This is a genomic window from Pseudomonas sp. WS 5410 (assembly GCF_012985645.1).
GTDB lineage: Bacteria > Pseudomonadota > Gammaproteobacteria > Pseudomonadales > Pseudomonadaceae > Aquipseudomonas > Aquipseudomonas shahriarae.
On the sequence record NZ_JAAQWS010000019.1, the window covers coordinates 41,090 to 67,184 of the forward strand.

33 protein-coding genes are annotated in these 26,095 nt (G+C 61.6%); 25 read left to right on the plus strand and 8 right to left on the minus strand.

Annotated elements, in window-relative coordinates:
* The first annotated feature begins 2 nt into the window (after nucleotides 1–2).
* The 6 genes from HBO24_RS23520 to HBO24_RS23545 all read left to right on the plus strand — a co-directional run bounded on the left by HBO24_RS23520 (nucleotide 3) and on the right by HBO24_RS23545 (nucleotide 3,642).
* Entirely contained in the window at nucleotides 3–584 is a 582-nt protein-coding gene (locus HBO24_RS23520) for a fimbrial protein (protein ID WP_170060425.1), read from the plus strand.
* A 10-nt stretch (nucleotides 585–594) separates the two neighbouring features.
* Nucleotides 595–1,086 carry a fimbrial protein gene (locus HBO24_RS23525; protein WP_057444807.1) on the plus strand — a complete coding sequence of 164 codons (492 nt, stop codon included), beginning with the start codon at nucleotides 595–597 and terminating at the stop codon, nucleotides 1,084–1,086.
* A 13-nt stretch (nucleotides 1,087–1,099) separates the two neighbouring features.
* Nucleotides 1,100–1,579 carry a fimbrial protein gene (locus HBO24_RS23530; protein ID WP_170060426.1) on the plus strand — a complete coding sequence of 160 codons (480 nt, stop codon included), beginning with the start codon at nucleotides 1,100–1,102 and terminating at the stop codon, nucleotides 1,577–1,579.
* An 11-nt stretch (nucleotides 1,580–1,590) separates the two neighbouring features.
* Nucleotides 1,591–2,139, plus strand: a complete 549-nt coding sequence (locus tag HBO24_RS23535) for a fimbrial protein (RefSeq protein WP_057440051.1) — start codon at nucleotides 1,591–1,593, stop codon at nucleotides 2,137–2,139.
* A 112-nt stretch (nucleotides 2,140–2,251) separates the two neighbouring features.
* The gene (locus tag HBO24_RS23540) at nucleotides 2,252–3,205 is read left to right on the plus strand and encodes a fimbrial protein (protein ID WP_057959603.1); all 954 of its coding nucleotides are present in this window, start codon (nucleotides 2,252–2,254) and stop codon (nucleotides 3,203–3,205) included.
* A gap of 155 nt (nucleotides 3,206–3,360) precedes the next feature.
* Nucleotides 3,361–3,642 carry a hypothetical protein gene (locus tag HBO24_RS23545; RefSeq protein WP_057440049.1) on the plus strand — a complete coding sequence of 94 codons (282 nt, stop codon included), beginning with the start codon at nucleotides 3,361–3,363 and terminating at the stop codon, nucleotides 3,640–3,642.
* A gap of 9 nt (nucleotides 3,643–3,651) precedes the next feature.
* Here HBO24_RS23545 and HBO24_RS23550 read toward each other — a convergent pair whose 3' ends face one another.
* The 4 genes from HBO24_RS23550 to HBO24_RS23565 form a co-directional block, all read right to left on the minus strand.
* Nucleotides 3,652–3,882: a hypothetical protein gene (locus HBO24_RS23550; RefSeq protein ID WP_057440048.1), complete on the minus strand. Its 231-nt coding sequence runs from the start codon at nucleotides 3,880–3,882 to the stop codon at nucleotides 3,652–3,654.
* Between the two features lie 73 nt (nucleotides 3,883–3,955).
* Nucleotides 3,956–4,879: a c-type cytochrome gene (locus HBO24_RS23555; protein ID WP_170060427.1), complete on the minus strand. Its 924-nt coding sequence runs from the start codon at nucleotides 4,877–4,879 to the stop codon at nucleotides 3,956–3,958.
* Complete coding sequence (locus HBO24_RS23560; RefSeq protein ID WP_169960849.1) at nucleotides 4,876–5,526, minus strand: c-type cytochrome; 651 nt, start codon at nucleotides 5,524–5,526, stop codon at nucleotides 4,876–4,878. Before HBO24_RS23560 ends, HBO24_RS23555 begins: the two co-directional genes overlap by 4 nt.
* 182 nt (nucleotides 5,527–5,708) lie before the next feature.
* Nucleotides 5,709–6,059, minus strand: coding sequence for a hypothetical protein (locus tag HBO24_RS23565; RefSeq protein WP_057440046.1), 351 nt, complete (start codon nucleotides 6,057–6,059; stop codon nucleotides 5,709–5,711).
* Nucleotides 6,060–6,272: 213 nt separating this feature from the next.
* On the opposite strand from HBO24_RS23565, the gene HBO24_RS23570 reads away from it, so the two are divergent.
* The 11 genes from HBO24_RS23570 to HBO24_RS23620 all read left to right on the plus strand — a co-directional run bounded on the left by HBO24_RS23570 (nucleotide 6,273) and on the right by HBO24_RS23620 (nucleotide 16,082).
* Entirely contained in the window at nucleotides 6,273–6,575 is a 303-nt protein-coding gene (locus HBO24_RS23570; RefSeq protein ID WP_003173824.1) for a DUF1883 domain-containing protein, read from the plus strand.
* A 29-nt stretch (nucleotides 6,576–6,604) separates the two neighbouring features.
* The gene (locus HBO24_RS23575) at nucleotides 6,605–6,772 is read left to right on the plus strand and encodes a hypothetical protein (RefSeq protein WP_162947682.1); all 168 of its coding nucleotides are present in this window, start codon (nucleotides 6,605–6,607) and stop codon (nucleotides 6,770–6,772) included.
* 31 nt (nucleotides 6,773–6,803) lie between these two features.
* Nucleotides 6,804–7,472: a DNA oxidative demethylase AlkB gene (gene alkB, locus HBO24_RS23580; RefSeq protein WP_057440045.1), complete on the plus strand. Its 669-nt coding sequence runs from the start codon at nucleotides 6,804–6,806 to the stop codon at nucleotides 7,470–7,472.
* Nucleotides 7,473–7,559: 87 nt separating this feature from the next.
* Entirely contained in the window at nucleotides 7,560–8,636 is a 1,077-nt protein-coding gene (gene ada / locus HBO24_RS23585) for a bifunctional DNA-binding transcriptional regulator/O6-methylguanine-DNA methyltransferase Ada (RefSeq protein WP_170060428.1), read from the plus strand.
* An 83-nt stretch (nucleotides 8,637–8,719) separates the two neighbouring features.
* Nucleotides 8,720–9,784 carry a nitronate monooxygenase gene (locus HBO24_RS23590; protein ID WP_170060429.1) on the plus strand — a complete coding sequence of 355 codons (1,065 nt, stop codon included), beginning with the start codon at nucleotides 8,720–8,722 and terminating at the stop codon, nucleotides 9,782–9,784.
* A 110-nt stretch (nucleotides 9,785–9,894) separates the two neighbouring features.
* Nucleotides 9,895–10,647: a molybdate ABC transporter substrate-binding protein gene (modA, locus tag HBO24_RS23595; RefSeq protein ID WP_057440042.1), complete on the plus strand. Its 753-nt coding sequence runs from the start codon at nucleotides 9,895–9,897 to the stop codon at nucleotides 10,645–10,647.
* On the plus strand, nucleotides 10,648–11,328 hold the full coding sequence (gene modB, locus HBO24_RS23600; protein ID WP_170060430.1) for a molybdate ABC transporter permease subunit: 681 nt from the start codon (nucleotides 10,648–10,650) through the stop codon (nucleotides 11,326–11,328).
* Nucleotides 11,329–11,333: 5 nt separating this feature from the next.
* Nucleotides 11,334–12,413, plus strand: coding sequence for a molybdenum ABC transporter ATP-binding protein (gene modC, locus HBO24_RS23605; protein ID WP_170060455.1), 1,080 nt, complete (start codon nucleotides 11,334–11,336; stop codon nucleotides 12,411–12,413).
* Nucleotides 12,414–12,479: 66 nt separating this feature from the next.
* Entirely contained in the window at nucleotides 12,480–13,517 is a 1,038-nt protein-coding gene (locus HBO24_RS23610; RefSeq protein WP_115128107.1) for a DNA topoisomerase IB, read from the plus strand.
* Nucleotides 13,518–13,663: 146 nt separating this feature from the next.
* The gene (locus HBO24_RS23615) at nucleotides 13,664–15,298 is read left to right on the plus strand and encodes an ABC-F family ATP-binding cassette domain-containing protein (RefSeq protein WP_170060431.1); all 1,635 of its coding nucleotides are present in this window, start codon (nucleotides 13,664–13,666) and stop codon (nucleotides 15,296–15,298) included.
* A 79-nt stretch (nucleotides 15,299–15,377) separates the two neighbouring features.
* On the plus strand, nucleotides 15,378–16,082 hold the full coding sequence (locus HBO24_RS23620) for a YoaK family protein (RefSeq protein WP_057440038.1): 705 nt from the start codon (nucleotides 15,378–15,380) through the stop codon (nucleotides 16,080–16,082).
* Between the two features lie 136 nt (nucleotides 16,083–16,218).
* On the opposite strand, the gene HBO24_RS23625 is transcribed toward HBO24_RS23620, so the two are convergent.
* The 4 genes from HBO24_RS23625 to HBO24_RS23640 all read right to left on the minus strand — a co-directional run bounded on the left by HBO24_RS23625 (nucleotide 16,219) and on the right by HBO24_RS23640 (nucleotide 17,922).
* Nucleotides 16,219–16,572 carry a hypothetical protein gene (locus HBO24_RS23625; RefSeq protein WP_057440037.1) on the minus strand — a complete coding sequence of 118 codons (354 nt, stop codon included), beginning with the start codon at nucleotides 16,570–16,572 and terminating at the stop codon, nucleotides 16,219–16,221.
* A gap of 39 nt (nucleotides 16,573–16,611) precedes the next feature.
* On the minus strand, nucleotides 16,612–16,923 hold the full coding sequence (locus tag HBO24_RS23630) for an AzlD domain-containing protein (RefSeq protein ID WP_057440036.1): 312 nt from the start codon (nucleotides 16,921–16,923) through the stop codon (nucleotides 16,612–16,614).
* The gene (locus HBO24_RS23635) at nucleotides 16,920–17,615 is read right to left on the minus strand and encodes an AzlC family ABC transporter permease (RefSeq protein WP_170060432.1); all 696 of its coding nucleotides are present in this window, start codon (nucleotides 17,613–17,615) and stop codon (nucleotides 16,920–16,922) included. The genes HBO24_RS23630 and HBO24_RS23635 overlap by 4 nt, the downstream gene beginning before the upstream one ends.
* A gap of 91 nt (nucleotides 17,616–17,706) precedes the next feature.
* On the minus strand, nucleotides 17,707–17,922 hold the full coding sequence (locus tag HBO24_RS23640; protein ID WP_003212603.1) for a hypothetical protein: 216 nt from the start codon (nucleotides 17,920–17,922) through the stop codon (nucleotides 17,707–17,709).
* Between the two features lie 175 nt (nucleotides 17,923–18,097).
* Between HBO24_RS23640 and HBO24_RS23645 the strand changes: the two genes are divergently transcribed.
* The 8 genes from HBO24_RS23645 (at nucleotide 18,098) to mgtA (ending at nucleotide 25,988) form a co-directional block, all read left to right on the plus strand.
* Nucleotides 18,098–18,454, plus strand: a complete 357-nt coding sequence (locus HBO24_RS23645) for a metalloregulator ArsR/SmtB family transcription factor (protein ID WP_057444819.1) — start codon at nucleotides 18,098–18,100, stop codon at nucleotides 18,452–18,454.
* 18 nt (nucleotides 18,455–18,472) lie between these two features.
* Complete coding sequence (locus HBO24_RS23650) at nucleotides 18,473–19,756, plus strand: arsenic transporter (RefSeq protein WP_057440035.1); 1,284 nt, start codon at nucleotides 18,473–18,475, stop codon at nucleotides 19,754–19,756.
* A 12-nt stretch (nucleotides 19,757–19,768) separates the two neighbouring features.
* A complete protein-coding gene (locus HBO24_RS23655; RefSeq protein WP_057440034.1) occupies nucleotides 19,769–20,239 on the plus strand; it encodes an arsenate reductase ArsC in 471 nt (156 codons plus the stop codon).
* A 12-nt stretch (nucleotides 20,240–20,251) separates the two neighbouring features.
* Nucleotides 20,252–20,938: an arsenical resistance protein ArsH gene (gene arsH / locus HBO24_RS23660; RefSeq protein WP_057440033.1), complete on the plus strand. Its 687-nt coding sequence runs from the start codon at nucleotides 20,252–20,254 to the stop codon at nucleotides 20,936–20,938.
* Nucleotides 20,939–20,990: 52 nt separating this feature from the next.
* Nucleotides 20,991–21,818, plus strand: coding sequence for an AraC family transcriptional regulator (locus HBO24_RS23665; protein ID WP_170060433.1), 828 nt, complete (start codon nucleotides 20,991–20,993; stop codon nucleotides 21,816–21,818).
* Between the two features lie 45 nt (nucleotides 21,819–21,863).
* The gene (locus tag HBO24_RS23670) at nucleotides 21,864–22,475 is read left to right on the plus strand and encodes a LysE family transporter (protein WP_057440032.1); all 612 of its coding nucleotides are present in this window, start codon (nucleotides 21,864–21,866) and stop codon (nucleotides 22,473–22,475) included.
* A gap of 305 nt (nucleotides 22,476–22,780) precedes the next feature.
* The gene (locus HBO24_RS23675) at nucleotides 22,781–23,065 is read left to right on the plus strand and encodes a hypothetical protein (protein WP_115128101.1); all 285 of its coding nucleotides are present in this window, start codon (nucleotides 22,781–22,783) and stop codon (nucleotides 23,063–23,065) included.
* A gap of 208 nt (nucleotides 23,066–23,273) precedes the next feature.
* Complete coding sequence (mgtA, locus tag HBO24_RS23680) at nucleotides 23,274–25,988, plus strand: magnesium-translocating P-type ATPase (RefSeq protein WP_115128100.1); 2,715 nt, start codon at nucleotides 23,274–23,276, stop codon at nucleotides 25,986–25,988.
* Nucleotides 25,989–26,095: the final 107 nt, after the last annotated feature.

Sequence of the window (26,095 nt, forward strand, 5' to 3'; positions counted from 1 at the left end):
TCATGAAGTCGCACAATGGGAAGGTCTTGGGCGGCCTGTTGCTGGCCTTTGCCTTGGTGGGGGGCGCACACGCCGAGGATGATATCGAGGGCATGAATGGGCTGCTGAACATTAACGGGGCCATGCATGAGACCCCTTGCAGCCTGGAGATGACGTCACTGCACCAGACGATTGACCTGGGCGCCGTGTCCACCAGCCAATTGCAGCGACCGGGCGACCAGGCAACAGCTGTGGCATTCCAGCTGCATTTTACCGATTGCCAGCGCACCGCCGGCAGCATCCGTAGCGAACGTACGGGGAACCTGGTGTGGAGTGCCTTTCAACCGGTGCTGTCGGTAACGTTTGTCGCCCCTGCCGATGACGATGATCCGCGGCTGGTCAAAGTACAAGGCATCACCGGGATGGGCCTGCGCCTGACCGATGACGTGGGGCGGGATGTACGGCTGGGCTCCAGGGGCGAACCACTGTTTCTGGCATTGGGCAGCAGCACCCGGACCTGGAATGTTCAGCCTACGCGCACCTCTGCACCACTGACCAGCGGGGCATTTCGCGCCGTAGTGGATTTCAGGCTCAATTATGACTAAGGGCAAAACAATGGCTAAGTCAATCGGCGCGCAGGCCATTCTGACCGGCGCCCTGGTGTGGGCGGCAGGCCAAGCAGTGTCGGCCGATACCAATCTGATCATCCGGGCACAAATCATCGCCCCGCCGCCATGCGTCATTAACAGCGGGAGCACGCTCGATGTGCCGTTTGGCAATAACCTCCTGACATCACGGGTTGACGGGGTCAATTATCGTCGAAGCGTGCCTTACACCGTGACATGCGACTCGCCCTTCAGCAACGCGATGACCCTGGAACTCAAGGGCACCGGAGCGGCGTTTGACAGTCGCGTGCTCGGCACCCGCAAGGCCGATCTTGGGGTAAAGCTGTTCGTGAATGACGCCGACTGGCCGCTGAATACGGCTGTGAGGTTTACCTATCCAAACTTTCCGATCGTGCAGGCCGTGCCTGTCAAACGCGCGGGCAGCAGTCTGACAGGAGGGGTGTTTGATGCCGCCGCCACCCTTGTCATCGAGTACCAATGAAAAGGAGCGATCAATGACCCGTTGCCAGCAGCGAGCATTGCTCGCCTTGTGTTCCATCGGCCTTTGCAGCAATGCGCTGGCCAACCTGACATTCAGCGGCACGCTGAACGAGCCGCCGCCCTGCACGATCAACGCAGGCAATAGCATTGAAGTCGATTTTGGGGATGTCGGGGTCAAGCGGGTCGACGGAGTGAAGTACCGTCGCGGGCTCGGCTACACCATCAGTTGTGCCCCCGCCACGCTGCCGTGGGAGCTTAAGTTGAGTATCAGGGGCACGGCGACAGGGTTTGACGGCGCCGCATTGCAAACCAATGTGCCTGCACTGGGGATCCGGATTTTCCAGAATGACCAGCCGTTTCCACTCAACACACCGCTGGACATCACCCTGTCGTCACCGCCGGCATTGGAGGTTGTTCCCGTCAAACAGCCAGGCACCACGCTGTCCCCTGCACAGTTTACGGCGGTGGCTACGTTGCTGGCCGAATACGAGTAGGAGATCCGTCCATGGGACACGAAACGATTTACAAGGGCTGGCCAAGTGCAGGGCTGGCCTTACTGCTGACCACCGGCCTGACCCCCGAGGGGCAAGCGGCGGACAACCTGCGCTTGAAGGGCAACCTGGTGGAAGAGGCCTGCACTATCCGTCCAGGCGACGAGGCCATCACATTGGAGCTCTGGGACCTGACCAGCAAGCATCTCTACATCAACACCCGCTCCCAGGGTCGGGGTTTCAAGCTGCACCTGGAAGATTGCAACACCACGATCAGCAACACGGTCACCATCACGTTCGGCGGCAGGGAAAACCCGGCGCTGCCCGGATTGCTCGCGCTGGACGCAGGGAGTGGTGCCTCAGGCATTGGCATCGGTATCGAGACACCGAGCCAAAAGCCATTGCCTCTGAATACAGTCAGCGACGAACAGGTGTTGCGTAATGGCAGCAACGTTATTGAGCTCAAAGCCTATGTACAGGGTGAGCCGAATGCCATCAGGGACCAGAGCATTGGCCATGGCGCCTACACCGCGACCTCTACTTTTACCCTGGACTACCCGTAATTCGTAGGCTCAAAAAACCGATTGATACCCATAGGCTTTCAGGCCAACCAGGTTTACAGCGACTGATTGTTCGCTGGACAGCGCCTGCGTAGAGAAGCAACGAGAGATCAAGATGAAACGACTATATGAAGCCATGGTGCTTCTCCTGCTGATTAGCGTTAGTTCGGCCGCGCTGGCTGTCGATTGCCGGATCAATGGTGGGGAGTGGGCGCGGGTGACCCACCTGACCGTCCCCGTAGACGTACGGCTCGATACAGATCGCGTGAGGATTCTGATGGAGGGCGCCCGGCTCGAATGTCGGTTTACCGCCGGCGCAGGCCCCGTTTGGGGGGAGGATTACTGGGCAACCGGGAATGCCTCGGGAACACCCTGGACGTCCGGCCCCAAATTCACCCGGGAAAGGAGCGGTTTGCGCATCAATGGCAGCTTCCTCGATACGCCGGTTCCGGCGGGTATCCGCGTGGCCACCATGCCCAACAACGGGATCGGCTACCCGATCAATATCACCCCCTATATTCTGGTGCGTAACGATCCCTCCAATCCGATTGATGTGCGCACAGGAGACACCCTCGGCCTGTTGCGCCTCACCAGCTCGAACAATTTCGACGGCACCCGACCGCAACTCACGGTCACTTATACCGCCGCCAACGACTTCACCATTTCCCCGTCAACCTGCACGATCAACAATAACAACCCGATCGAGATCGACTTCGGCGATGTACACCAAAGGGCAATCGGCACCGACCCGCTGACAACCACCGTTCGCCGTGACCGCCGACTCACCTACGCGTGCCCGGACCCGGGGATCACCACGCCGATCACCATTACCTACAAAGGTACCCCTTCATCGTTCGACTCCAGGCTGCTGCTGATGAGCAACCCGGATGTCGGCACGGCACTCGTAAGGAGCGCAACGGCCGTCCAGGTCGGCGGCGCCTTCCTGTCCAGTATTACCAATAGCGTGGGCGGCGACGATGTGACGTTTACCCTCGTCCGGCGAGCCGGCTCCCTGCCCACCCCAGGCCCCGTCAGCGGCAGCGGTGTACTCGTGATGGGTGTGCCATGACACACGCAAAAGGCCAGGGCCGGACACATCGCGGGGGCGCAGTCGCAGACTTTGTTTCTGAGACTGCGCATTAAGTGGCAGTTCGCTATACTCTCGCGCCAACGCCCCACGACAGTGTCAGCGCCCCTCCAACACCCTCGACGACGACCCAACTCATGAACAAAATCCTGGCACTGATCTCGGTACTGGCGCTTGCCGGCTGCACTACCACATCTGATATCTATCTGAAAAATGGCGAACAAGGCCTGACCATCGACTGCTCGGGCGAGGCCAACTCTTGGGCCAGTTGCTATGAAAAAGCCGATGCATCCTGCGCAGGCACCGGTTACCGCATCGTCGGTACCGAAGGCACGCCGGCCTTGCAGGACAGCGACAAGACCCTGGGCGTGGACGTAGGCAATTTCAAGGGCCGCAGTGTGGTGGTGGTCTGCAAGTAACCCGGGCGGTTACATGTGAATCTCGGCGAACTTGATGCCCAGGCTACGAATGGTGTCGATCAGGTCATCCAGTTTCGCAAAGGATTCGACCTCGTCCTGGTCATCCACCAGGAAAAAGCTGCGCCCGCCGCTTTTCTTGAAAAATACAATCCACTCCCCCGAATTGGCCGGATTTTGAATCACATGGGTCGCAGAGATGTGACCCTCTGCATGCCGCTCTCTGACGCGTTCACGTTTCATAATTGCTTTCCAAAATGACAATGCCGCTCAAACCCCGGGGTTTGAGCGGCATTTTTTGTGGTCGGCGGATAGTTTAACGGATGCCTTGGCCAATCAGTACGCCATCAACCGTTTGCCCGTACAGATTCACGCCATCATTGGCGTGGAACTTGACGCGGGTCTTCTCCACCGAGCCGTCCACCAGGCGCGGATCCTGGGGGCGCTCATGGCGGTTGACGTAGGCCGCCACGTCCCAGGCCTGCTGGTCGCTCAAGCTACCGCCCTTGCCCAGCGGCATGTTGTGCTTGATAAAGGAGGCCGCCGTGTTGATCCGGTGCATACCGGCGCCCCAGTTATAGGAGTCCTTGCCCCACAACGGTGGCATCACGTAGCTATCACCGACCTTCTGCCCCTGCCCCTCGCCGCCATGGCACACCGCACACTGTGCCTTGTACACCTCGGCCCCTTGCGCCAGGTTGTAGCCTTTGGCCGGTTGTGGCACATCAGGGTAACCACGCCCAGGCAACTCCACGCCCAGCGGCGCCTTGCTCGCCAGCCAGTAAGCGTAGGTCGACAGCGCGGCAATCTCAGGGCTGTCGGCTGCCGGTGGCGTGCCGCCGTCCATGCTGAACTGGAAGCAACCCTGCAGGCGTTCGGCGAAGGAGTTGACCTTGTCATTCTTTTTTCGATAGGCCGGGTACATCGGGTAAGCCCCCCACAGCGGCGAGGAGTTGGCCAGGCGCCCCTGATCCAGGTGGCAGTTGCTGCAATTGAGACCGTTGCCGACAAACTGCGGCGCCAGGCGCTTGGTGTCGACGAACAACGCATAACCCTGCATCACCAACTTGCCGTAGGCATTGTCGGGCAACTCGCTTGCCTGAGGTGGCTGGAACGCCGTGGTGGCAGGCACCGCAGCCGGCACCTGCAGTTGCGACTGATCTTCCATGGCTATCGGTGCGGCCAACGCCGGCACACTGATCAACGCGACCAGCACGGGTGCAAATGACAGGTTCTTCATGGCTTGACCTCCTGGCCAGGCAAGGAGGCGAAATAACCGGCAATCCCCTGCACTTCGTCATCCGTGAGGGATTTGGCCACATGGCCCATCAGGTCATTGGGATCATTGTGCCGGGTGCCACTGCGCCAGGCATTGAGCTGGGCGGCCAGGTAGGCGGCAGATTGCCCGGACAGCGGCGGGAACGCCTCGCCCACGCCGACACCTGCAGGGCCATGGCAACTGACACACGCAGGAATCTGCCGCTCCCAGGCACCCTGCAGTGCCAGTTTTTCGGTGGGATTGGTCGGGGCCATGCTGCGATGGCCGGTTTGCACGGCCGGCGCCGGCATCGCCGCCAGCGTCTGGGTCACTGCGGCGATTTCTTCATCGGTAAGCGCCTTGGCCAGCGACGTCATCACCGGGTTGCTGCGCGCACCACTCTGAAAGTCATGCAGTTGTTTGCTCAGGTAAGCCGCCGGCAACCCCGCCAGCCGTGGAAACCCCGCAGCCGCCAGCCCCAGGCCATCGGCGCCATGGCACGCCATGCAAGCCGCCGCGCCAGGCTGCGCGCCACCTTCATTGAACACCTTTTTGCCCTCCAGCGCCTGCGCGCTGCCGAGCATGAGCAGCAGGGCGCCACCCATCAACACTCTCTCCACAGACATCATCACGACTCCATTTTTATAGTTATATGCTTAGACCTACAATGCATAAGCCTACAAATGGTAGGGTAATGGGCTGACAGTCACAACCGCTGGGTAAGAAATTTCAGGCAATAAAAAGCCCGGCACTGCAAGCGCAGGCCAGGCTTCTTGATCGGAGTTGATCGCGTATGAGCGGTGAGGTGGACTCAGCCGGAAATGCAGTCTTCCGCAGCTTTCTTCACATCACCCGGACGAATCGGCACATTGGACATGCTCTCGTAGAGCTTGATGCTGCTACCACTGGAGCGGTCTTCAATCTCGAAAATGGCCGATGGGTCAGCCGAAAATTTCTGCGGCACAATTACCCGCACACCTTCCTTGAGCGGCTCGATCTGCGACGGGCGACGGGTCGCCGACAGTTTCTGCACCACACACGCCGCGTATTCCTGCGGTTTTTTCCCGGAGATAACCGCCAGGGTTGGCGGTGTCTGCTTGATGTCTGAAACCGAAGCACATCCACCTATTGCCAGGGCCAGAACCAATACACTCCACTTCATACAAAACCTCCGATAAAGACCCTACGACAGCGAAGATGGTATTTTTCTCCCGCCAACGTAGGATTTATCCCTGATATATCGGTAAATAACTGTTTTAAATTGTCGAAGACGCCGACGACGACCCGATAATAAACGTGCTGGGGCTGATAAACTCCATCTTAACCCACGTATCGTTCTGATTTTTCAGAAAAAGCCCTTCTGGAGACACCCCCCATGAAATTCATCCACCAGCGCGAACACTTGAACGAAGGGGACATTGTCGTCATTGAATGCTCGCAGACCTGCAATATCCGCCTGATGAGCGATGCGAATTTCCGCAGCTTCAAAAATGGTGGTCGCCACACGTATCACGGTGGCGCGTTCGACAAATTCCCGGCCAAGATCACCGCGCCAAGCACCGGGTTCTGGAACATCACCCTGGATGTGGTGACACGCCGTGCCATCAGCGTTACCCGCAAGCCGGCCTTGTCCCATAAAATCCGCATTGTTCGCCGCACCAGCACCAAACTCAGCTGATTGCGCTGCCTTACACCACAGGAATGCCCGTGAACCAGACCACCAAATACGTCATCAAGTACAAGCTCAACGGCGAACGCCGTTTTGAATTTGCCCAACTGCAGTCGGCCAGCACCGAAGAAGCCCAGGCGGCCTTGGCGAAAATCCACGATGCCAGTGACGAAATCACTGAGATCACCGTGAGCAAGGCCCTGTAAACCATCACCAGCAGCGGAGTGATTGTGCAACATGGACCCTCATTCCACCGGCGACCTGTTCAGCGACGAGGCCTTGCAGCAACCGGCCCGTCGCGAGCAAATCGGCGAACAATCCTACGTCCTCAGGGGCTATGCCCTGCCCTGGCTTGAACGTGTCTTGCCCGAGCTGCGTGCCGTCCTGGTCCAGTCCCCGTTCCGGCATATGGTCACCCCCGGTGGTTTTACCATGTCGGCGGCCCTGAGCAGTTGCGGCGCACTGGGCTGGACCACCAGCCCCCAGGGCTATCGTTATAGCCCCCTCGACCCCGAGCGCCAGCAGCCCTGGCCGAGCATGCCGGCGGTGTTGCGCGAACTGGCGATCAACGCGGCCAGCGCAGCGGGCTTCGACGGTTTTGCGCCGGACGCCTGCCTGATCAACCGCTATGTGCCGGGTGCGCGGATGTCCCTGCACCAGGACAAGAACGAGCGCGACTACAACGCGCCGGTGGTCTCGCTGTCCCTGGGCCTGCCGGCGGTGTTTCTGTTTGGCGGCCATCAACGCAGTGACAAGACGCAGAAGATCTCACTGTTCCATGGCGACGTGGCGGTCTGGGGCGGCGTTGACCGCCTGCGTTTTCATGGGGTACTGCCGATCAAGGAAGGCGCGCACCCGCGCATGGGGCCACAACGGATCAACCTGACGTTTCGCACGGCCGGCTGAGCCCGGTGAATTCAACCGCAAGCAACGGAGTGTGCGGCCCCTCCCCGGTGATTATCCTGGCCACTGATCCATTGCCGAGCTATTGCCATGAGCACTGAAGATGATCTGCGCTGGGCGGCCATTGTTGCCCGTGACGCTACGGCCGACCTGACCTTCGTCTATGGGGTCAAGACTACCGGGGTGTATTGCCGTCCCAGCAGCAGCGCACGCCAGCCGCTGCGCAAGAACGTCGAGTTCTTCGACACCCCGCAGCAAGCCGAAGCCGCCGGGTACCGCCCCAATAAACGCACCTCGGCCGATCAGACCCAGGTCGCGCAACGCCATGCGCACCTGGTCGCCGCTGCCTGCCGCCATATCGAACAGGCCGAGACCCTGCCCGCCCTGGAAGACCTGGCCAACGGCGCCGGCCTGAGCCCCTTCCACTTCCACCGCGTATTCAAGACCCTGACCGGGCTGACGCCGCGGGGCTATGCGCGGGCCCATCGTTCACGCAAGGTCAGGGCTCACCTGCAGGACAACCAGTCGGTGACCGACGCGCTGTACGACGCAGGCTTCAACTCCAACAGCCGCTTCTATGCGTCTGCCGACCAGTTGCTCGGCATGACACCCAGCGCCTACAAGGCCGGCGGCATCCATAACGATATCCACTTTGCCATCGGCGAGTGCTCCCTGGGGGCGATTCTGGTGGCGCAGAGCAATCGCGGGGTCTGCGCGATCCTCCTGGGCGACGACCCGGACCAACTGGCGCGCGACCTGCAGGACCAGTTCCCGCAGGCCAATCTAATCGGCGCCGACCCCGGTTTTGAACAGTTGATTGCCCAGGTGGTGGGTTTTATCGAAGCGCCCGCCCTGGGCCTGAACCTGCCCCTGGACCTGCGCGGCACCGCGTTCCAGGAGCGTGTCTGGCAGGCGCTGCGCGACATTCCGTTAGGCAGCACGGCCAGCTATGCCGAGATTGCCCAACGCATCGGCGCGCCCAGCGCCTTTCGCGCCGTGGCCCAGGCGTGCGGCGCCAATCGCCTGGCCGTGGCGATTCCCTGTCACCGCGTGGTACGCAGCGATGGTCATCTTTCGGGCTACCGCTGGGGGGTGGAGCGCAAGCAGCAATTGCTCCAGCGCGAACGCCGCACCGTGCATGAACAGGCGCCTGCGTCCAGTGAATAATACAGACTGGCCTTGCCCCGGCCGCCCCTGTTAAAAATGCCGGGCAGCCCTCCCCGGGCGTTCCACCACTGGAGAAGCGAACCATGAGCACCTGGCCAGATACGCGGATTATTGACCTCTTGGGCATTGACCTGCCGATCATCCAGGCCCCCATGGCCGGCAGCACCAGCCCGCAGATGGTGATTGCCGCAAGCCAGGCCGGCGCCCTCGGCTCCATACCGGCGGCCACCTTGAGTCTCGAGCAACTGCGCCAGGCGCTGAGCACCATTCGCCAGGCCAGTGCCCGACCGTTGAACGTGAATTTCTTCTGCCATCAGCCACCAGTCCCTGCCCCCGAACGTGACCGCCAGTGGAAGGCGATGCTGGAGCCCTACTACCGTGAACTGGGGGCCGATTTTGACGCACCAACCCCGGTCTCCAACCGCGCCCCATTCGACACTGCCAGTTGCGAAGTGGTGGAAGAGTTCCGCCCCGAGGTAGTCAGTTTCCACTTCGGCCTGCCGGAAAAAGCCCTGCTGGACCGGGTCAAGGCCACCGGGGCAAAAGTGCTGTCATCGGCCACCACTGTCGAAGAAGCGATCTGGCTGGAGCAGCACGGCTGCGACGCAATCATTGCCATGGGCTATGAAGCCGGTGGGCATCGCGGGATGTTTCTCAGCAATCGCCTCACCAGCCAGATTGGCACAATGGCCCTGGTGCCGCAGATCGTCGATGCGGTCAGTGTGCCGGTGATCGCTGCCGGTGGGATTGGCGATGCACGGGGCATGGTTGCCGCGTTCGCCCTTGGCGCCTCGGCGGTGCAGATCGGCACGGCCTATCTGTTCACGCCCGAAGCCACTATCACCCCCGCCCACCATCAGGCATTGCACAGCGCCCAGGCCAGCGAAACGGCCCTGACCAACCTGTTCACCGGGCGCCCGGCGCGGGGGATCGTCAATCGGGTGATGCGCGAACTGGGGCCGATCAACCCAGCGGCGCCGGCGTTTCCATTGGCCGGCGGTGCCTTGATGCCTTTGCGCGCCCTGGATGAAGCCGACTTCAGTAGCCTGTGGGCCGGCCAGGCGCTGCGCCTGGGGCAGGACCTGTCGACCCGCGAGCTGACGCTGAACCTGGCCCGGCAGGCCCTGGCGCAGCTCAACAAGCGCTGAGCCCCTGAGACAACTTTGCACTGTACCGACGATGGCGAAGCGCTATATATTCCCATACATAGCGATTACCTATAACAAGCCGCCACGTCGGCACCCCAAGGAGCTGCTGCATGATGATTCGCGCCCCAGGCCTGGCCACCCTGCTTGCCCTCTTCACCCTGGGCTCGGCCCACGCCGATGAAGTCCAGGTAGCCGTCGCCGCCAACTTCACTGCCCCTATACAGGCCATCGCCGCCGACTTCAAAAAAGACACCGGGCACACCCTGGTCGCCGCCTACGGGGCTACCGGGCAGTTCTACGCCCAGATCAAGAACGGCGCGCCGTTTGAAGTATTCCTCAGTGCCGACGACAGCACCCCGCAAAAGCTCGAGAGCGAAGGCGACACCGTCAAGGGCTCGCGCTTCACCTATGCCGTCGGCACCCTGGCGCTGTGGTCGGCCAAGGAAGGTTATGTGGATGCCAAGGGCGATGTGCTGCAGAAAAACCAATACCAGCACCTGTCCATCGCCAACCCGAAAGCCGCCCCCTACGGCCTCGCAGCCACCCAGGTGCTGGCCAAGCTGGGCCTGACCGACCAGGTCAAGAGCAAGCTGGTCGAAGGCCAGAACATCACCCAGGCCTATCAGTTTGTGTCCACCGGCAATGCCGAGTTGGGCTTTGTCGCCTTGTCGCAGATCTATAAAGACGGCAAAGTCAGCAGCGGCTCGGCGTGGATCGTTCCTGGCCAGATGTATGACCCGATCAAACAGGACGCGGTGATCCTCAATAAAGGCAAGGACAACCCGGCCGCCAAGGCGCTGGTTGACTACCTCAAGGGGCCAAAAGCTGCCGCGATTATCAAATCCTACGGTTATCAACTGTAAATGCCCCTATCGAGTGCCGATTTTTCTGCGATCTGGTTGACCCTGAAACTGGCGTCGCTGACCACCGTGATTCTGCTGGTCATCGGCACTCCGATTGCCCTGTGGCTATCGCGCACCCGCTCCTGGTGGCGCGGCCCCATCGGCGCGATCGTGGCCCTGCCGCTGGTGCTGCCGCCCACGGTGATTGGCTTCTACCTGCTGCTGACCATGGGCCCCCATGGCTACCTCGGGCAGTTCACCCAATGGCTGGGCCTGGGCACCCTGACCTTCAGCTTCGCCGGCCTGGTGATTGGCTCGGTGATCTATTCCATGCCGTTTGTGGTGCAACCGTTGCAGAACGCGTTCTCGGCCATCGGCAGTCGCCCCCTGGAAGTCGCCGCCACCTTGCGGGCCAACCCCTGGGATACATTTTTCACGGTGATCCTGCCCCTGGCTCGGCCCGGTTTTATCACCGCGTCGATCCTCGGTTTTGCCCATACCGTGGGTGAGTTTGGCGTGGTGCTGATGATCGGCGGCAATATTCCCGACAAGACCCGGGTGGTCTCGGTGCAGATCTACGATCACGTCGAAGCCATGGAATACGCCCAAGCCCACTGGCTGGCCGGGGCCATGGTGATGTTTTCTTTCCTGGTGTTGCTTGCGCTCTACTCCAGCCGTAAAACCAAAGCGGGCTGGAGCTGATGTCGATGATCGAGGTGCGCCTGCAACTGCAGTATTCCGGGTTTGCCCTGGACGTGGACCTGAGGCTGCCGGGGCGTGGCGTCACCGCGCTCTACGGGCACTCCGGCTCGGGCAAGACCACCTGCCTGCGCTGCATTGCCGGGTTGGAGCGGGCCGGTGATGGGTTTGTGCAAATCAACGAGCAGGTCTGGCAAGACAGCCGTAACGGGGTGTTTGTACCGCCGCACAAACGTGCCCTCGGTTATGTATTCCAGGAGGCCAGCCTGTTTCCCCACCTGTCGGTGCTGGCCAACCTGGAGTTCGGCCTCAAGCGTATCCCCAAGGCCCAACGCCGTGTGGACATGGCCCAGGCCACGCAACTGCTGGGCATTGGCCACCTGCTGGATCGCCATCCCGAGCATTTGTCCGGCGGTGAGCGCCAACGTGTCGGCATCGCCCGTGCCCTGCTCACCAGCCCGCAATTGCTGCTGATGGACGAACCCCTGGCTGCCCTCGACAGCCAGCGCAAAGGCGAGATCCTGCCCTATCTGGAGCGCCTGCACGACCAACTGGAAATCCCGGTGCTGTACGTCAGCCATGCCCAGGATGAGGTGGCACGCCTGGCCGATCACATTGTCCTGCTTAGCGAGGGCAAGGCCCTGGCCAGCGGCCCGATTGGCGAAACCCTGGCGCGGCTCGACCTGCCGCTGGCCCTGGGCGACGATGCCGGCGTGGTGATCAACGGCACGGTCAGCAGCCACGACGCCCACTACCAGTTGCTGACCCTGCAATTGCCCGACAGCCCATTGCAAATGCGCGTGGCCCATACACCGCTGGCGCCGGGCAAACACTTGCGGTTCAAGGTTCGCGCCCGGGATGTCAGCCTCAGCCTGCAACCCGGGGAGCACAGCAGTATTCTCAACTGCTTGCCCGTGACCGTGATCCAGGAGATCCCTGCCGATAACAGTGCCCATGTGCTGGTGCGGCTGGATGCTGCGGGCACGCCGTTACTGGCGCGGATCACCCGTTACTCGCGGGACCAGTTGCACGTGCATCCAGGGCAGGCACTGTGGGCACAGATCAAGGCGGTCGCGGTACTGGCTTGAACGGACGGCGCAACGCTGCGGTCAATCAGCCATACCGGCCTGATTTATTGCCAAGGACTTTGCCCCATGCCCGACTCCACCGTGCCTGCTGACCTGCCCCGTGACCTGCACTACGTTGATGACAGCCAACCGGGCCTGAGCCGCCGCAAACTGCGGGGCAAGTTCCAGTATTTCGACAGCCACGGCCAACGCCTGACCGACGCCGACGAAATCCAGCGGATCAACGCCCTCGCCATCCCGCCGGCCTATACCGACGTGTGGATCTGCGCCGACCCCAAGGGCCATCTGCAGGCTACCGGGCGCGATGCGCGCGGCCGCAAGCAATACCGTTATCACCCACGCTGGCGCGAGGTGCGCGACAGTGACAAGTATTCGCGCCTGCAGCAGTTCGGCAATGCGCTGCCCAAATTGCGCAAGCAACTGCAAGCGCAGGTCGACGCACCGGGCTTCAATCGGGAGAAAGTCCTGGCCACCGTGGTGTTGTTGCTCGATGCCACGCTGATCCGCGTCGGCAACAGCCAATACGCCCGCGATAACCGCTCCTATGGCCTGACCACCCTGCGCACCCGTCACGTGGATATCAAGGGCAGCGAAATCCAGTTCCAGTTCCGTGGCAAGAGCGGTGTCGAGCATCAGGTCAGCATCAAGGACCGGCGCCTGGCCACCGTGCTCAAGCGCTGCCTGGAGTTGCCGGGGCAGAACCTGTTCCAGTACCTGGACGAAAACGGCGAGCGGCGTACCGTCAGCTCCACCGACGTCAACGCCTACCTGCACAGCCTCACCGGCGCCGACTTTACCGCCAAGGACTATCGCACCTGGGCCGGCAGCGCCCTGGCCCTGGCGGTGTTGCGGGAGCTGGCGTGGCAACCGGAGTCGGATGCCAAAAGGCACGTGGTGGAGATGGTCAAGAACGTCGCCCGGCAACTGGGCAACACCCCGGCGGTGTGCCGCAAGTGCTACATCCACCCGGCGGTGCTGGAGCACTTCAGCCAGGGCGGGCTGGCGAAACTGCCCAGGCCCAGGGTGCGCAAGGGCTTGAAAGCCGAAGAGGTGGGGCTGGCGATGTTTCTTGAGCAACTGCAGACGTCGGCATCACCGATGTAGGAAAAATGACGCAACTGCGCTAGGCTACCGGTCCTTTCCGACCGCAGGACGACCGCCGACGTGAACAACTAAGCCTTCCAACATGTAAACGCAACGAGCCGCCTGGCGCGCTTGTTGGCTTGTGCCACATTGTTCTGGAGGTGCTGATGACTGACGTCAACCGGCTGCCTGTACTTGTTTCCTTGCATCACGTGGGTTTTCAGTTCGCCAATGGCGAGATTCTGCTGGAAGACCTCAACCTGTCTATTGATTGCACCCCTACCGGGATTGTCGGCCGTAATGGCATGGGCAAGAGCGTATTGGCGCGCCTGCTGGCCGGCGTGCTTGTTCCGTCCTGTGGCGTGATCAAATCGTCGGCCCGTATCGCCTATGTCCCACAGACCATTGAGCTGTTACCGGGGCAGACCGTGGCCCAGGCCAGCGGTTGCGCACAAACCCTGGCCGCCCTTGAACGCATGGCCCGGGGTCAAGCGCAGGCTGACGACCTGGAACTGATTGATGATCGCTGGGACCTGGCCGAACGCCTGCGCCAGGCACTGGACGCCGCTGGCCTGGCCGAGATCAGCCCCGACCAGCCCGCCGAACAGCTCAGTGGCGGCCAACTGGCCAGGGTCGCGCTGATAGGTGCTTTACTTCGCGCCCCGCAATTGCTGATTCTCGACGAGCCCACCAACCACCTCGACAGCGCCGGTCGCGACTGGCTGCTGGCGACTCTCAACGCCTGGCGCGGCGCCCTGGTGGTGGTCAGTCATGACCGGCGCCTGCTCAACACCCTGGGGCGAATCATCGAGCTGTCGCCCCTCGGGGCCCGGCTCTACGGCGGCAACTACGACGACTACCGGGCGCAGCGCGATGCCCAGCAGCACGCCGCCCAGGCAGCCCTGGAACATGCCCGCCTGGATCGGCGCCGCGAGCGCCAGCGCCTGAAAAAAGACCTCGACAGCTTCCAGCGCCACGCCGCGAGCGCCCGTAAACATGCCGAGACCGCCAACGTCGATGCCTTCACCAAATCCCGCTGGAAAGGCGCCGCCAACGAAATCGTCAGCAACGTGCGCAGCGCCCATGTGCAACACAAACAGGTGTTGAACGAACGCGTGCGCTCGGCCCATGAACGGGTGGTGGACGAAACACCGACCTTCCTCGCCTTGCCCGGCACCCTCCTGCCTGCTGGCCGCCAAGTGCTAACCCTGACCGACTGCCAACTGCCCTGGCTCGCTCCCCACGCGCCGAGCACCTTTATCAACGCAAGCCTGTGTGGGCCGATACGGGTCGCAGTCCACGGGCCCAATGGTTGCGGCAAGTCCACCCTGCTCAAGCTGCTGGCCGGACAATGGCAACCGGTCAGCGGCGCCTGCACGGTGCACGTACCCTGTGCCTATCTCGATCAACAGTTGACGCTGCTCGATGACCGGCAGTCGATCGTCGAACAACTCAAACTGATGGGCACGCCCCTGGCCGAAGCCGAGCTGCGCACCCGCCTGGCCCTGTTGCAACTGGACGCATTGCGCGTAACCCAACCCATCGGCCAGCTCAGTGGCGGCGAGCGGTTGAAGGCCGCCATGGCGATTGCCGTATGGCGCAAGACCCCGGCGCAATTGCTGCTGCTGGACGAGCCCACCAACCATTTGGACCTGGAGTCGGTAATGGCCTTCGAACAGGCTTTGCAAGGGTTTAGCGGCGCGCTGATTGCGGTCTCCCATGACGCGGCATTTCTGCAGGCACTCAAGCCGACTCACGTCCTGACCTGGGACGCCATGGGCTGGCGCTTGGAGGTGAACTGAAGATGTTCCAAGTCATTGCAGTTCAGAGGAAAGCGTCCTACGGTAGTGGCCGGATAATCTCATTGAGGAACCTCTCGCCGTGCTGCCCTCCTCCCCGAAACCCTTGGTCAATACCGTCCTGCAGCACCAGCACAAATGGCGCGGGCGCATTGGCCTGGCGCTGGTGGCCAGCCTCTCGGTACTGGCCGGCATGACTGACGCCATTGGCTTTATGGCCAGTGGCGATTTTGTCTCGTTCATGAGCGGCAACACCACGCGGCTGGCGGTGGCGATCAGTGAAGGCGACCTGGGGCTGACCGGACGTCTGACGCTGCTGGTGGCGACGTTTATTCTGGGGAACGCCCTGGGTGTGATCATCAGCCGGATCAGCAAGCGCCACGCGTTGCCGCTGTTGCTATGTATTGCCACGCTATTGTGCGGGGCAGCAGCGTGGCCGCTGGCCGAACAATTGCCTGCCGTGCTGGCCGCGATCATTGCCATGGGCATGCTCAATGCGGCGGTGGAACAGGTCAATGGCCTGCCCGTGGGGCTGACTTACGTGACCGGCGCGTTGTCGCGGTTCGGTCGGGGGCTGGGGCGCTGGATGCTGGGGGAGCGTCGCGATGGCTGGCGCGTACAGTTGATTCCCTGGGCCGGGATGTTTGTCGGCGCGGTGATCGGCGCTTTGCTGGAGCATCAGATGGGCATTCGCGCCCTGCTGGTCAGCGGCCTGCTGTCGGCGCTACTGGGCCTGCTGTCGCTGAAGATTCCACGGCGTTGGCACTTGGGTTATATGCCACGCTGAAAAGGTGCCCGCCCAACACAAGGCCTCGACGTCCATGTACTGGTAAAGAGCCATGATGTTGGGCGAGCGCGAGAATATTAAGGCAAAGCCGGCGGTGTGTCCGCCGGGCATTTCTGAAGAAATCTAAGGAAACAAACTACAGACAGGTCGCCAAGGCCGCCAGGCGACGCTTGGCAGCGAAATTATCTTCGGCTGCGTAGTAACTGACGGTGGTGCTGGCGCCGGCACTGCGCACATCGACAAAGTAGTCACCGCCCGTGGTGTAGACCGTATGACCACCGCCTTGCGCCGGCTCCATAAAGCCCCCGGCATCAACGCCGAACACCGCTTCGTCCTGCCAACCGAACTGGATGCACTGGGCAACGACCAGCGCGGCCTTGTCAGAGGCCAGGGTTTTATAGGGCGCGCCTGCGCGTGCGTCTTTCATCTTCGAACCTGCGCAACCGGCCAGCGCCGCCAGGACCAACGCACCTATCACCACCTTCCGCATGCCATCGCTTCCTTGAAAAAAACGCGACTGTACCACTGCCTACAACAACCAGCGAAACAGATAGAACAGCGCCATGCTCGACAGCACCGTGGTCAAGACGCTGCGCGTCCAGAACATCAAGGCCACCGCGCAGATACCGGCCAGCAGGTAGGGGTTGGTGGGGCTCAGGTTGAGCTTGTGCTCGGCCAGGAAAATGATTGGCCCGCAGATCGCCGTCAACATGCCGGGCACCGCAAAACCGAGAAACTCCCGGGCGCCGCGATTCAGGCGAACCGGCAAGCGCGGCTCAAGAAACAGATAACGGTTGAAAAACACCGCCAGGCCCATGCCGATAATCATCACAAAAATCATCGCTGCCCCACTCCCAAGCGCTTGCAGGCATAGCCTGCACTCATGCCCAACAACCCCGAGACCACCACCGCCGACTCCCAGTGCCAGTAGCTGAGCAGTACCGAAAACAGCAGGGCCACCGCCACACACACCACCGTCGGCACATCACGCACCACCGGGGTGATCAAGGCGATAAAGGTCGCGGCGATGGAGAACTCCAGGCCCAGTTGATCGAGGTTGGGGATGCTCTTGCCGAGCACGATGCCGGCCAGGGTGAACAGGTTCCAGGCCACGTAGAACGTCAGGCCCACGCCCAGGGCATACCAGCGGTTGAAGGTCTGGCGGTCGTATTGGCTGACCAGGGCAAAGAACTCGTCGGTCAGCAAAAAGCCCAGGCTCATGCGCCACCGCGCCGGCAAGGGCGACAGGGTGCTGCGCATATGCATGCCATACAGCAGATGCTGAGAGGTCAGCAGCAAGGTGGTGAGCAAAATGGCGATCAGGTTCGCGCCGCTCTTGACCATGCCAATCGCCACCAACTGCGCCGCACCGGCAAACACAATGGCCGACAGGCCCTGGCTTTCCAACGGGGTGAACTGGGCGTCAATCGCCAGGGAACCGGCCAACAGGCCCCATGGGGCACAGGCCAGCGACAGGGGAATAATCGCAATCGCGCCACGGGCGAAAGCGTAATGCGGTAAGGCAGTAGGCATGGACAACAGGCTCATCGGCAAACAGCCCGTAAGCATGCCTGCCAGCGCAGCGATTGTCTTGAATGATCTTGCGCGCGGCTAAGCCGCCGAATCAGGCCAGCTTGACCGACACCCGCTCCACCGCATCCCTGGCCTCACGCAGTTCGTGGGCATCCTGGTTGAGCCGGTGGATGGTGTTGAGCAGGCGCTGGCGCAGCACTTCATCGCTGAGTTTTTCGACAGCGCGCATCAAATCGAAGGCCGCGGTTTCGTTGTTGTCCGCGACGGAATCGAGGGTCTTGCGCAGGTTGCGAGTGGCACGGGTCACACGGTTACTTCCTTTTTCATCAATGGCGGGCACTTTAGGACAGTTGTGTTTCATTTTAATTTCAGTCACTTGCCGGCAATCCCCAGACCCTTGACCTGGATCAACGGGATATTCGTTGCACACTACATATGGATATCCGTATATTCGAATCCTCATATGTTTAGTGGCGCCGATCATGAGCGATCCGTTCTCCCCCCCAGACGTTTTTAAATGCCTGGCCGATGCGACACGCATCAGGCTGATCTTGTTGATCCTGCGCGAAGGCGAGCTGTGCGTCTGCGAGCTGATCCATGCCCTGGATGACAGCCAGCCAAAAATTTCCCGTCACCTGGCACAACTGCGCAGTTGCGCGCTGCTGGTAGACCGTCGCCAGGGCCAGTGGATTTACTACCGCCTAAACCCCCAGTTGCCGCAATGGGTGAGCACGGTGCTGGAGACCACCTTGCAAGCCAATCAAGCCTGGCTGCAAAGCGACGCACAGCGCCTGGCTGCAATGGGTGACCGACCGCAACGCGCCAGCACCTGCTGCTGACCCCTGGAGAACACTTTTATGCTGATCGCCTTCGCGATATTTCTCGTCACCATTGTCTTGGTCATCTGGCAACCCAAAGGCCTGGGGGTTGGCTGGAGCGCATCCATAGGCGCGATCCTGGCCCTGGCTTGCGGCGTCATCAGCCTGGCGGATATCCCCGTGGTGTGGCAGATCATCTGGAATGCCACCGGCACCTTCGTCGCCCTGATCATCATCAGCCTGATCCTCGACGAGGCCGGCTTCTTCGCCTGGGCCGCGCTGCATGTCGCGCGCTGGGGGCGCGGCCGTGGCCGCCGGCTGTTCGCCTATATGGTGCTGCTGGGGGCGCTGGTCTCGGCACTGTTCGCCAATGACGGTGCGGCCCTGATCCTGACGCCGATTGTCATGTCGATGCTTCTGGCCCTGCGCTTCTCACCCGCCGCCACCCTGGCCTTCGTGATGGGCGCAGGGTTTATCGCCGACACCGCCAGCCTGCCGCTGGTGGTCTCCAACCTGGTGAATATCGTCTCGGCGGACTACTTCAACATCGGCTTCAACCAGTACGCGGCAGTGATGGTGCCAGTCAACCTGGTCAGCGTCGCCGCTACCCTGGCCGTGCTGCTGTGGTTCTTCCGTCGTGACATCCCGCACAGTTATGACCCCGCCGACCTGCCTGAACCGGCCAGTGCCATTCATGACCCGGCAACTTTCCACGCGGCCTGGTGGGTGCTGGGCATCCTGCTGGTCGGCTGCTTTGCCCTCGAACCCCTGGGTATTCCCATCAGCGCCATCTCGGCCGCCTGCGCCCTGCTCCTGCTGGTGATCGCCGCCAAAGGCCACAAGATTTCCACACGCAAGGTGCTCAAGGAAGCGCCCTGGCAGATCGTGATTTTCTCCCTGGGCATGTACCTGGTGGTCTACGGCCTGCGCAACGCCGGACTGACCACCTACCTCGCCACCTGGCTCAACACCTTCGCCGATTACGGCGTGTGGGGCGCGGCCCTGGGCACCGGGCTGCTGACGGCGCTGCTGTCTTCGGTGATGAACAACCTGCCGACAGTGCTGATCGGCGCGCTGTCCATCGAGGCCAGCCATGCCGTGGGCGTGGTCAAGGAGGCGATGATCTACGCCAACGTGATCGGCAGCGACCTGGGCCCGAAGATCACCCCGATCGGCAGCCTGGCGACGTTGCTCTGGCTGCATATCCTGGCGCGCAAGGGCATCCGTATTACGTGGGGGTACTACTTCAAGGTCGGCATCGTCCTGACCTTGCCGGTGCTATTGCTTACCCTGGCGGCGCTGGCCCTGCGCCTGAGTGTTTAACGGAGAATTGTCATGAAAGTCCTGTTCATCTGCACCGCCAACAGCTGCCGCAGTATCCTCAGCGAAGCCCTGTTCAACCACCTGGCCCCGCCAGGGTTCCATGCCATCAGCGCCGGGAGCTTTCCCAAGGGCCAGGTCCTGCCACGCAGCCTGAGTACATTGCAGGCCGCGGGCATCAGCACCGACGGTTTGTACAGCAAGGGCAATGAGGCCTTTGCAGACAGCCCACCCGACATTGTGATCAGCGTGTGTGACAAAGCCGCCCAGGAAGCCTGCCCGGTGTACTTTGGCCCGGCAATCAAGGCGCATTGGGGGCTTGAGGACCCGTCGGACCTACACGGCGACGAGGCGCAGATTGACGCCGCCTTCCAGGCCACCCTGCAGATCATCGAAACCCGTTGCCGGGCGCTGTTCGACCTCCCGTTCAACCGCCTCGATGCGGCACAGATCAAGGCTGAGCTGGATCGTATTGGCTTGTTATAAGCGGAGAATGTCATGACCACCCTGCCCAACCTCGACCTAACATTGAGCACCCCACTCCACGCTGACACCGCACAACGGCCACGGATTCTCCTGCTCTATGGTTCCAACCGTACGCGCTCTTTCAGCCGACTCCTGGTGGAAGAAGCGGCGCGAGTGCTTCAGCATCTAGGCGCCGAGACACGGATCTTCAACCCCGCCGGCCTGCCAATGCCGGACGATGCTCCAAACGATCATCCCAAGGTCCAGGAACTACTGGCCTTGATGCAATGGTCCGAAGGCCAGGTGTGGTGCTCACCGGAACGGCACGGCTCGATGTCAGCAGTGTTCAAGGCGCAAATCGACTGGGTACCCCTGGCACTGGGTGCCATCCGCCCAACCCAGGGCAAGACCCTGGCGGTGATGCAAGTCTGCGGCGGCTCGCAGTCTTTCAACACTGTCAACCAACTGCGCGTCCTGGGGCGCTGGATGCGTATGCTGACCATCCCCAACCAGTCATCTGTGCCCAAGGCCTTCATGGAGTTCGACGATCAGGACCGGATGAAACCTTCAGCCCTTTATGATCGCGTGGTGGATGTCATGGAAGAGTTGGTCAAGTTCACCCTGCTGGTGCGTGAGCATCCGGAACTGGTGCAGCGTTATTCTGAGCGCAAGGAAGATGCTCAGGCGCTGTCTGACCGGGTCAATCAACGGTCGATCTGAACGCAGGTAAACGCGTATGCTTTGCTGCACCCGATGCCACTGAGCCCACCCCATGAGTTCCCTGCACCACGCCTGGCTGGGCCCTTACGAAATCAGCAGCACCACCTGCACCGGCCTGACCTTTGCCCGGCATAGTCACGACGAGTGCGTGATTGGCGTCAACCTGGTCGGCGCCGAGCAGGTGTGGCTGGACCGGCGCACCTTCGAGGCCGGGCCGGGCAGTATCACCCTGTACAACCCCGGCCAGATTCAGGGCGGCGGCGCGGCCGAGGGGGCACCCTGGCACTTTGTCAGCCTGTACGCCGGGGCCGATCGCCTGGCCACCGACCTTGGGCTGGCGCACCTGGAGTTCGATCGCGCGCTGTGTTTTGCCCCGGAACTGGCGGCGCAACTGGCCCAGGCCGCCAAGGGTGCATTAAGCGCCGACCCACTGGTTTGCGGGCTGAGTGAAGACGCCCTGGTGTTGCTGCTGGGCGAAGTGGTCAGGCTCAGTGGTGTGCGCTTGCCCAGTAGCGCCAGCGCCGGGTCGGGGATGGTGGCCCAGGCTCAGGAACTACTCGCTGCGCAGTTACATCAAGGCGTGGCACTGGAGGACCTGGGCGACGAGTTGGGCCTGTCGAAATTCCACGTCCTGCGCACCTTCCAGAAAGAAACCGGCCTGAGCCCCCGGCAGTGGGCCATGCAGTTGCGTACCCGCCGAGCAAAAGGCCTGCTGCGCAGCGGCCTGAGCGCCGCTGAAGTCGCCCATGAAGTGGGCTTTGCCGACGAGAGCCATCTCAACCGGCACTTCCGTGCGGCGTATGGCATTACCCCTGGCCGTTATCAGAGCGCAATCCGGTCCAAGACAGCTCAGCGCCCCCTGCAGCAAACTGACCTGTAGCAGCCGACGTGTCGGCGAAGGTGCGTGATTGATTTTGGGGTGGTGATGCTGACAATCTTTTTTTCCGCGCTGGTCTTCGGCTTTGTATTTTGCCTGTCCCCTGGCGCAGTGCTGGCAGAGACCCTGCGCCGCGGCCTGCTGCATGGGTTCATCCCGGCATTGCTGGTGCAGGTCGGGTCGCTGGTGGGCGATGCGACCTGGGCGGTGATCGGCCTGACCGGCATGGCCCTGCTGATCCAGCACGACGCGGTACGCGTGCCCCTGACCGCCGTTTGCGCGCTGTACCTGGCCTGGCTCGGTCTGCGCAGCCTGCTGGATGCCTGGCACCTGCCACAACCCGACAGCGCCCCGGCCAGCACCGGGCGCAACGCGCTGATGGTCGGCGCAACCCTCTCCTTGGCCAACCCGAAGAACATTGTGTACTGGGGCGCCCTGGGCAGTGCCCTGGCAGGCATCGTCGGCACCACCCCGAGTCACGGTCAGACCCTGATGTTTTTCGCCGGCTTTATGCTGGCGTCGATCCTGTCGTGTTTTCTGATTGCGGGCTTGGTGAATGTCTTGCGAAAGAACGCCTCGCCAACTTGGCAGCGAATCAGCCATGGCGCCTGCGGCCTGGTATTGATGTATCTGGCGTTATTGGCCGCCTACAGTGTATGAACTTATATATAACGCCAATCTGAATGAAGTCTGAACAAGCGCCCAAACAAGTTCATTATTGATTGACATCCCCTACCTGCCTGAGTAGATTGCCCGTGCCTGCAACTCGGGCCTTATTTCAACCTCACAAAAGAAGCCAATGGACACAGTATCTAGTCGCTGTCCGCTCCCCGTGAATACAGGGGGCGGACGCCAAACCCAGAGTAAAGACGGGACTCGCCTTCCAGGCCGGGTAAGCTGCGCTAGAGCTTGATGCTCCAACGTAACTGCCTTGAGCCGGCGCCAGTCCGGTCCCGAGGTGTGTTATGAATTTCCAGACCCTTGTTCTACCTGATGTACGCACGCTGGCTTCAGCCCTGCGTGCCACGCCGTGCCGTGTTTCCCGGGGCGTTGCCCCCGCGCGCACGGCCCTCGCCTGCCCCTCCCCGCGTATCAGCCCGGTGCACCTGCGTGCTCACTGGCGCCTGTGCCCCACCACCGGCCACCTGGTCCAGCAATGGGACCATGCCGACCCTCAAGATCCACAGAGACGGAACGTTTCCAGCCTGCCTGTTCACGTGCGCCTGTTGTTGAGCGCGCACGCGGCATAAGCCGACTGGAAACAGCAACTTCCTGATAGTTGGTCAATTAATTAACTGGCGTTCTTTGCGAACTAAGCCAGCGGCAGTTTTCTGCGCGCCCGTTAATTAACTCACCTCTTTAAAGTTATTAGAACTGATCGCAAAAATTGCGACTCGGCATGCTCGTGCTCGCCTGCCCGCCAGGCAAGTAATGAGTATGTCGACAGGAGTACACACTATGAGCGCCGTAAAAACCACGCAACTGCCCAACAAGCACCGCGCCACCCATGACAGCAAACTGTCGATGCGTGCCGCCCGCGAAGCGCAAAACGGCCTGGCAGCCACCCTGGCCAACGTCCGGGCGACCAAGGACGGCCTGACCGAACTGGATGCCAGCGCCCGCCTGCAACGCGAAGGCTATAACGAAGTGGCCCACGACAAGCCGCCCCACGCTGTCGTGCAATTCCTCCAGGCCCTGAACAACCCTTTTATCTATGTGCTGCTGACCCTGGCGGTGATCAGCTTTGTCACCGACTACTGGCTGCCGCTGCGCGCCGGTGAGGAAGTCGACCTGACCAAGGTCATTATCATCATGACCATGGTCGCCCTGAGCAGCCTGCTGCGCTTCTGGCAGGAGCATCGCTCGGCCAAATCCGCCGAGGCGCTGAAGGCCATGGTGCGCACTACCGCCACGGTGCTGCGCCGCGAGCAGGTCGGCGCCCAACCCATCCTGCGCGAAGTGCCGATGCGTGAACTGGTGGCCGGCGATATCGTGCAGTTGTCGGCCGGCGACATGATCCCGGCCGATATCCGCCTGATCGAGTCCCGCGACCTGTTTATCAGCCAGGCCGTGCTGACCGGCGAAGCCTTGCCCGTGGAAAAATACGACACCCTGGGCGACGTCACGCAAAAATCCGCCACCCTCAGCGCTGCCGACCAGAGCAACCTGCTGGATCTGCCCAACATCTGCTTCATGGGCACCAACGTGGTCAGCGGCCGCGCCCAGGCAGTGGTGGTGGCGACCGGGCCACGCACCTATTTCGGCTCGCTGGCCAAGGCCATCGTCGGCTCCCGGGTGCAGACCGCCTTTGACCGCGGGGTGAACAGCGTCAGTTGGCTGCTGATCCGCTTTATGCTGGTGATGGTGCCCATCGTGTTTTTCCTCAATGGCTTTTCCAAGGGCGACTGGGGCGACGCATTCCTGTTTGCCCTGGCGGTGGCCGTGGGCCTGACCCCGGAAATGCTGCCGATGATCGTCAGCGCCAACCTGGCCAAGGGCGCGAATGCCATGGCCAAACGCAAAGTGGTGGTCAAACGCCTCAACGCGATCCAGAACTTCGGTTCGATGGACGTGCTGTGCACCGACAAGACCGGCACCCTGACCCAGGACAAAATCATCCTCGAGCACCACGTCAACGCCTTCGGCCAGCGGGACGACCAGGTACTGTCCCTGGCCTGGCTCAACAGCCATCACCAAAGCGGCATGAAGAACCTGATGGACCAGGCGGTGCTCGCGTTTTCCCAGCACAACCCCAAGTTCCAGGTGCCGTTTGCCTACAGCAAGGTCGATGAACTGCCCTTCGACTTTGTTCGTCGGCGCCTGTCGATTGTGGTCAAGGACAGCCACGGCGATCACCTGCTGGTGTGCAAGGGCGCCGTGGAAGAAATGCTCGCTATTGCCACCCATGTGATGGAAGGCGCGAGCGCCGTGGCCCTGGACGAGCGTCGTCGCCAGGAACTGCTGAACACCGCCAACGAGTTCAACGAGGACGGCTTCCGCGTGCTGGTGGTGGCCACGCGCAACATTCCCAAGGCCCTGGCGCGCCAGCAATACACCCCCACCGATGAACGCAACCTGGTGATCCACGGCTTCCTGACTTTCCTCGATCCACCGAAGGAAACCGCCGGCCCGGCGATTGCTGCGCTGCAAGAGATCGGAGTCGCGGTCAAAGTGCTGACCGGTGATAACGCCGTGGTCACCCGCACCATCTGCCGCCAGGTTGGCCTGGAGCCTGGCGAGCCGCTGCTCGGCGTGGATATCGAAGCCATGGACGATGCGACCCTCAAGCAGGAGGTTGAGCAACGCACGGTGTTCGCCAAGCTGACGCCGCTGCAAAAATCCCGGGTGCTCAAGGCTTTGCAGGCCAATGGTCACACCGTGGGTTTCCTCGGCGACGGCATCAACGATGCACCAGCCCTGCGCGATGCCGACGTCGGCATCTCGGTGGACAGCGCGACTGATATTGCCAAGGAATCGGCCGACATCATCCTCCTGGAAAAGAGCCTGATGGTGCTCGAAGAAGGTGTGCTTAAAGGGCGCGAGACCTTCGGCAATATCATGAAGTACCTGAACATGACGGCCAGCTCCAACTTCGGCAACGTGTTCTCGGTGCTGGTGGCCAGTGCGTTCATCCCTTTCATGCCGATGCTGGCGATCCACTTGCTGCTGCAGAACCTGATGTATGACATCTCCCAACTGGCCCTGCCGTGGGACAAGATGGACAAGGAGTACCTGGCCAAGCCCCGCAAGTGGGACGCGCAGAACATCGGGCGCTTTATGATCTGGATCGGGCCGACCTCGTCGATCTTCGACATCACCACCTTTGCCCTGATGTGGTACGTGTTTGCGGCCAATAGTGTGGAAATGCAGACCCTGTTCCAGTCCGGCTGGTTCGTCGAGGGGCTGCTCTCCCAGACCCTGGTGGTGCATATGTTGCGCACCCGCAAGATCCCGTTCTTCCAGAGCACCGCCGCCTGGCCGGTGTTGATGATGACCAGCCTGGTCATCGCCCTGGGGATCTATGTGCCCTTCTCGCCCCTGGGCACGATCGTGGGCCTGCAACCCTTGCCTTGGGCCTACTTCCCTTGGCTGGTCGGCACCTTGCTCGCCTACTGCTGCGTGGCACAGCTGATGAAGACGATCTACATCCGCCGCTTCAAGCAGTGGTACTGAGTTTGCTGTTGTGACCGGGCTGGGTGTGGCAGACAGGTTTGCCACACCCAGCCCACTCCAACAGCACCATCGCTACAGATAATTCTGTTCATTTGGAGCATGACCCC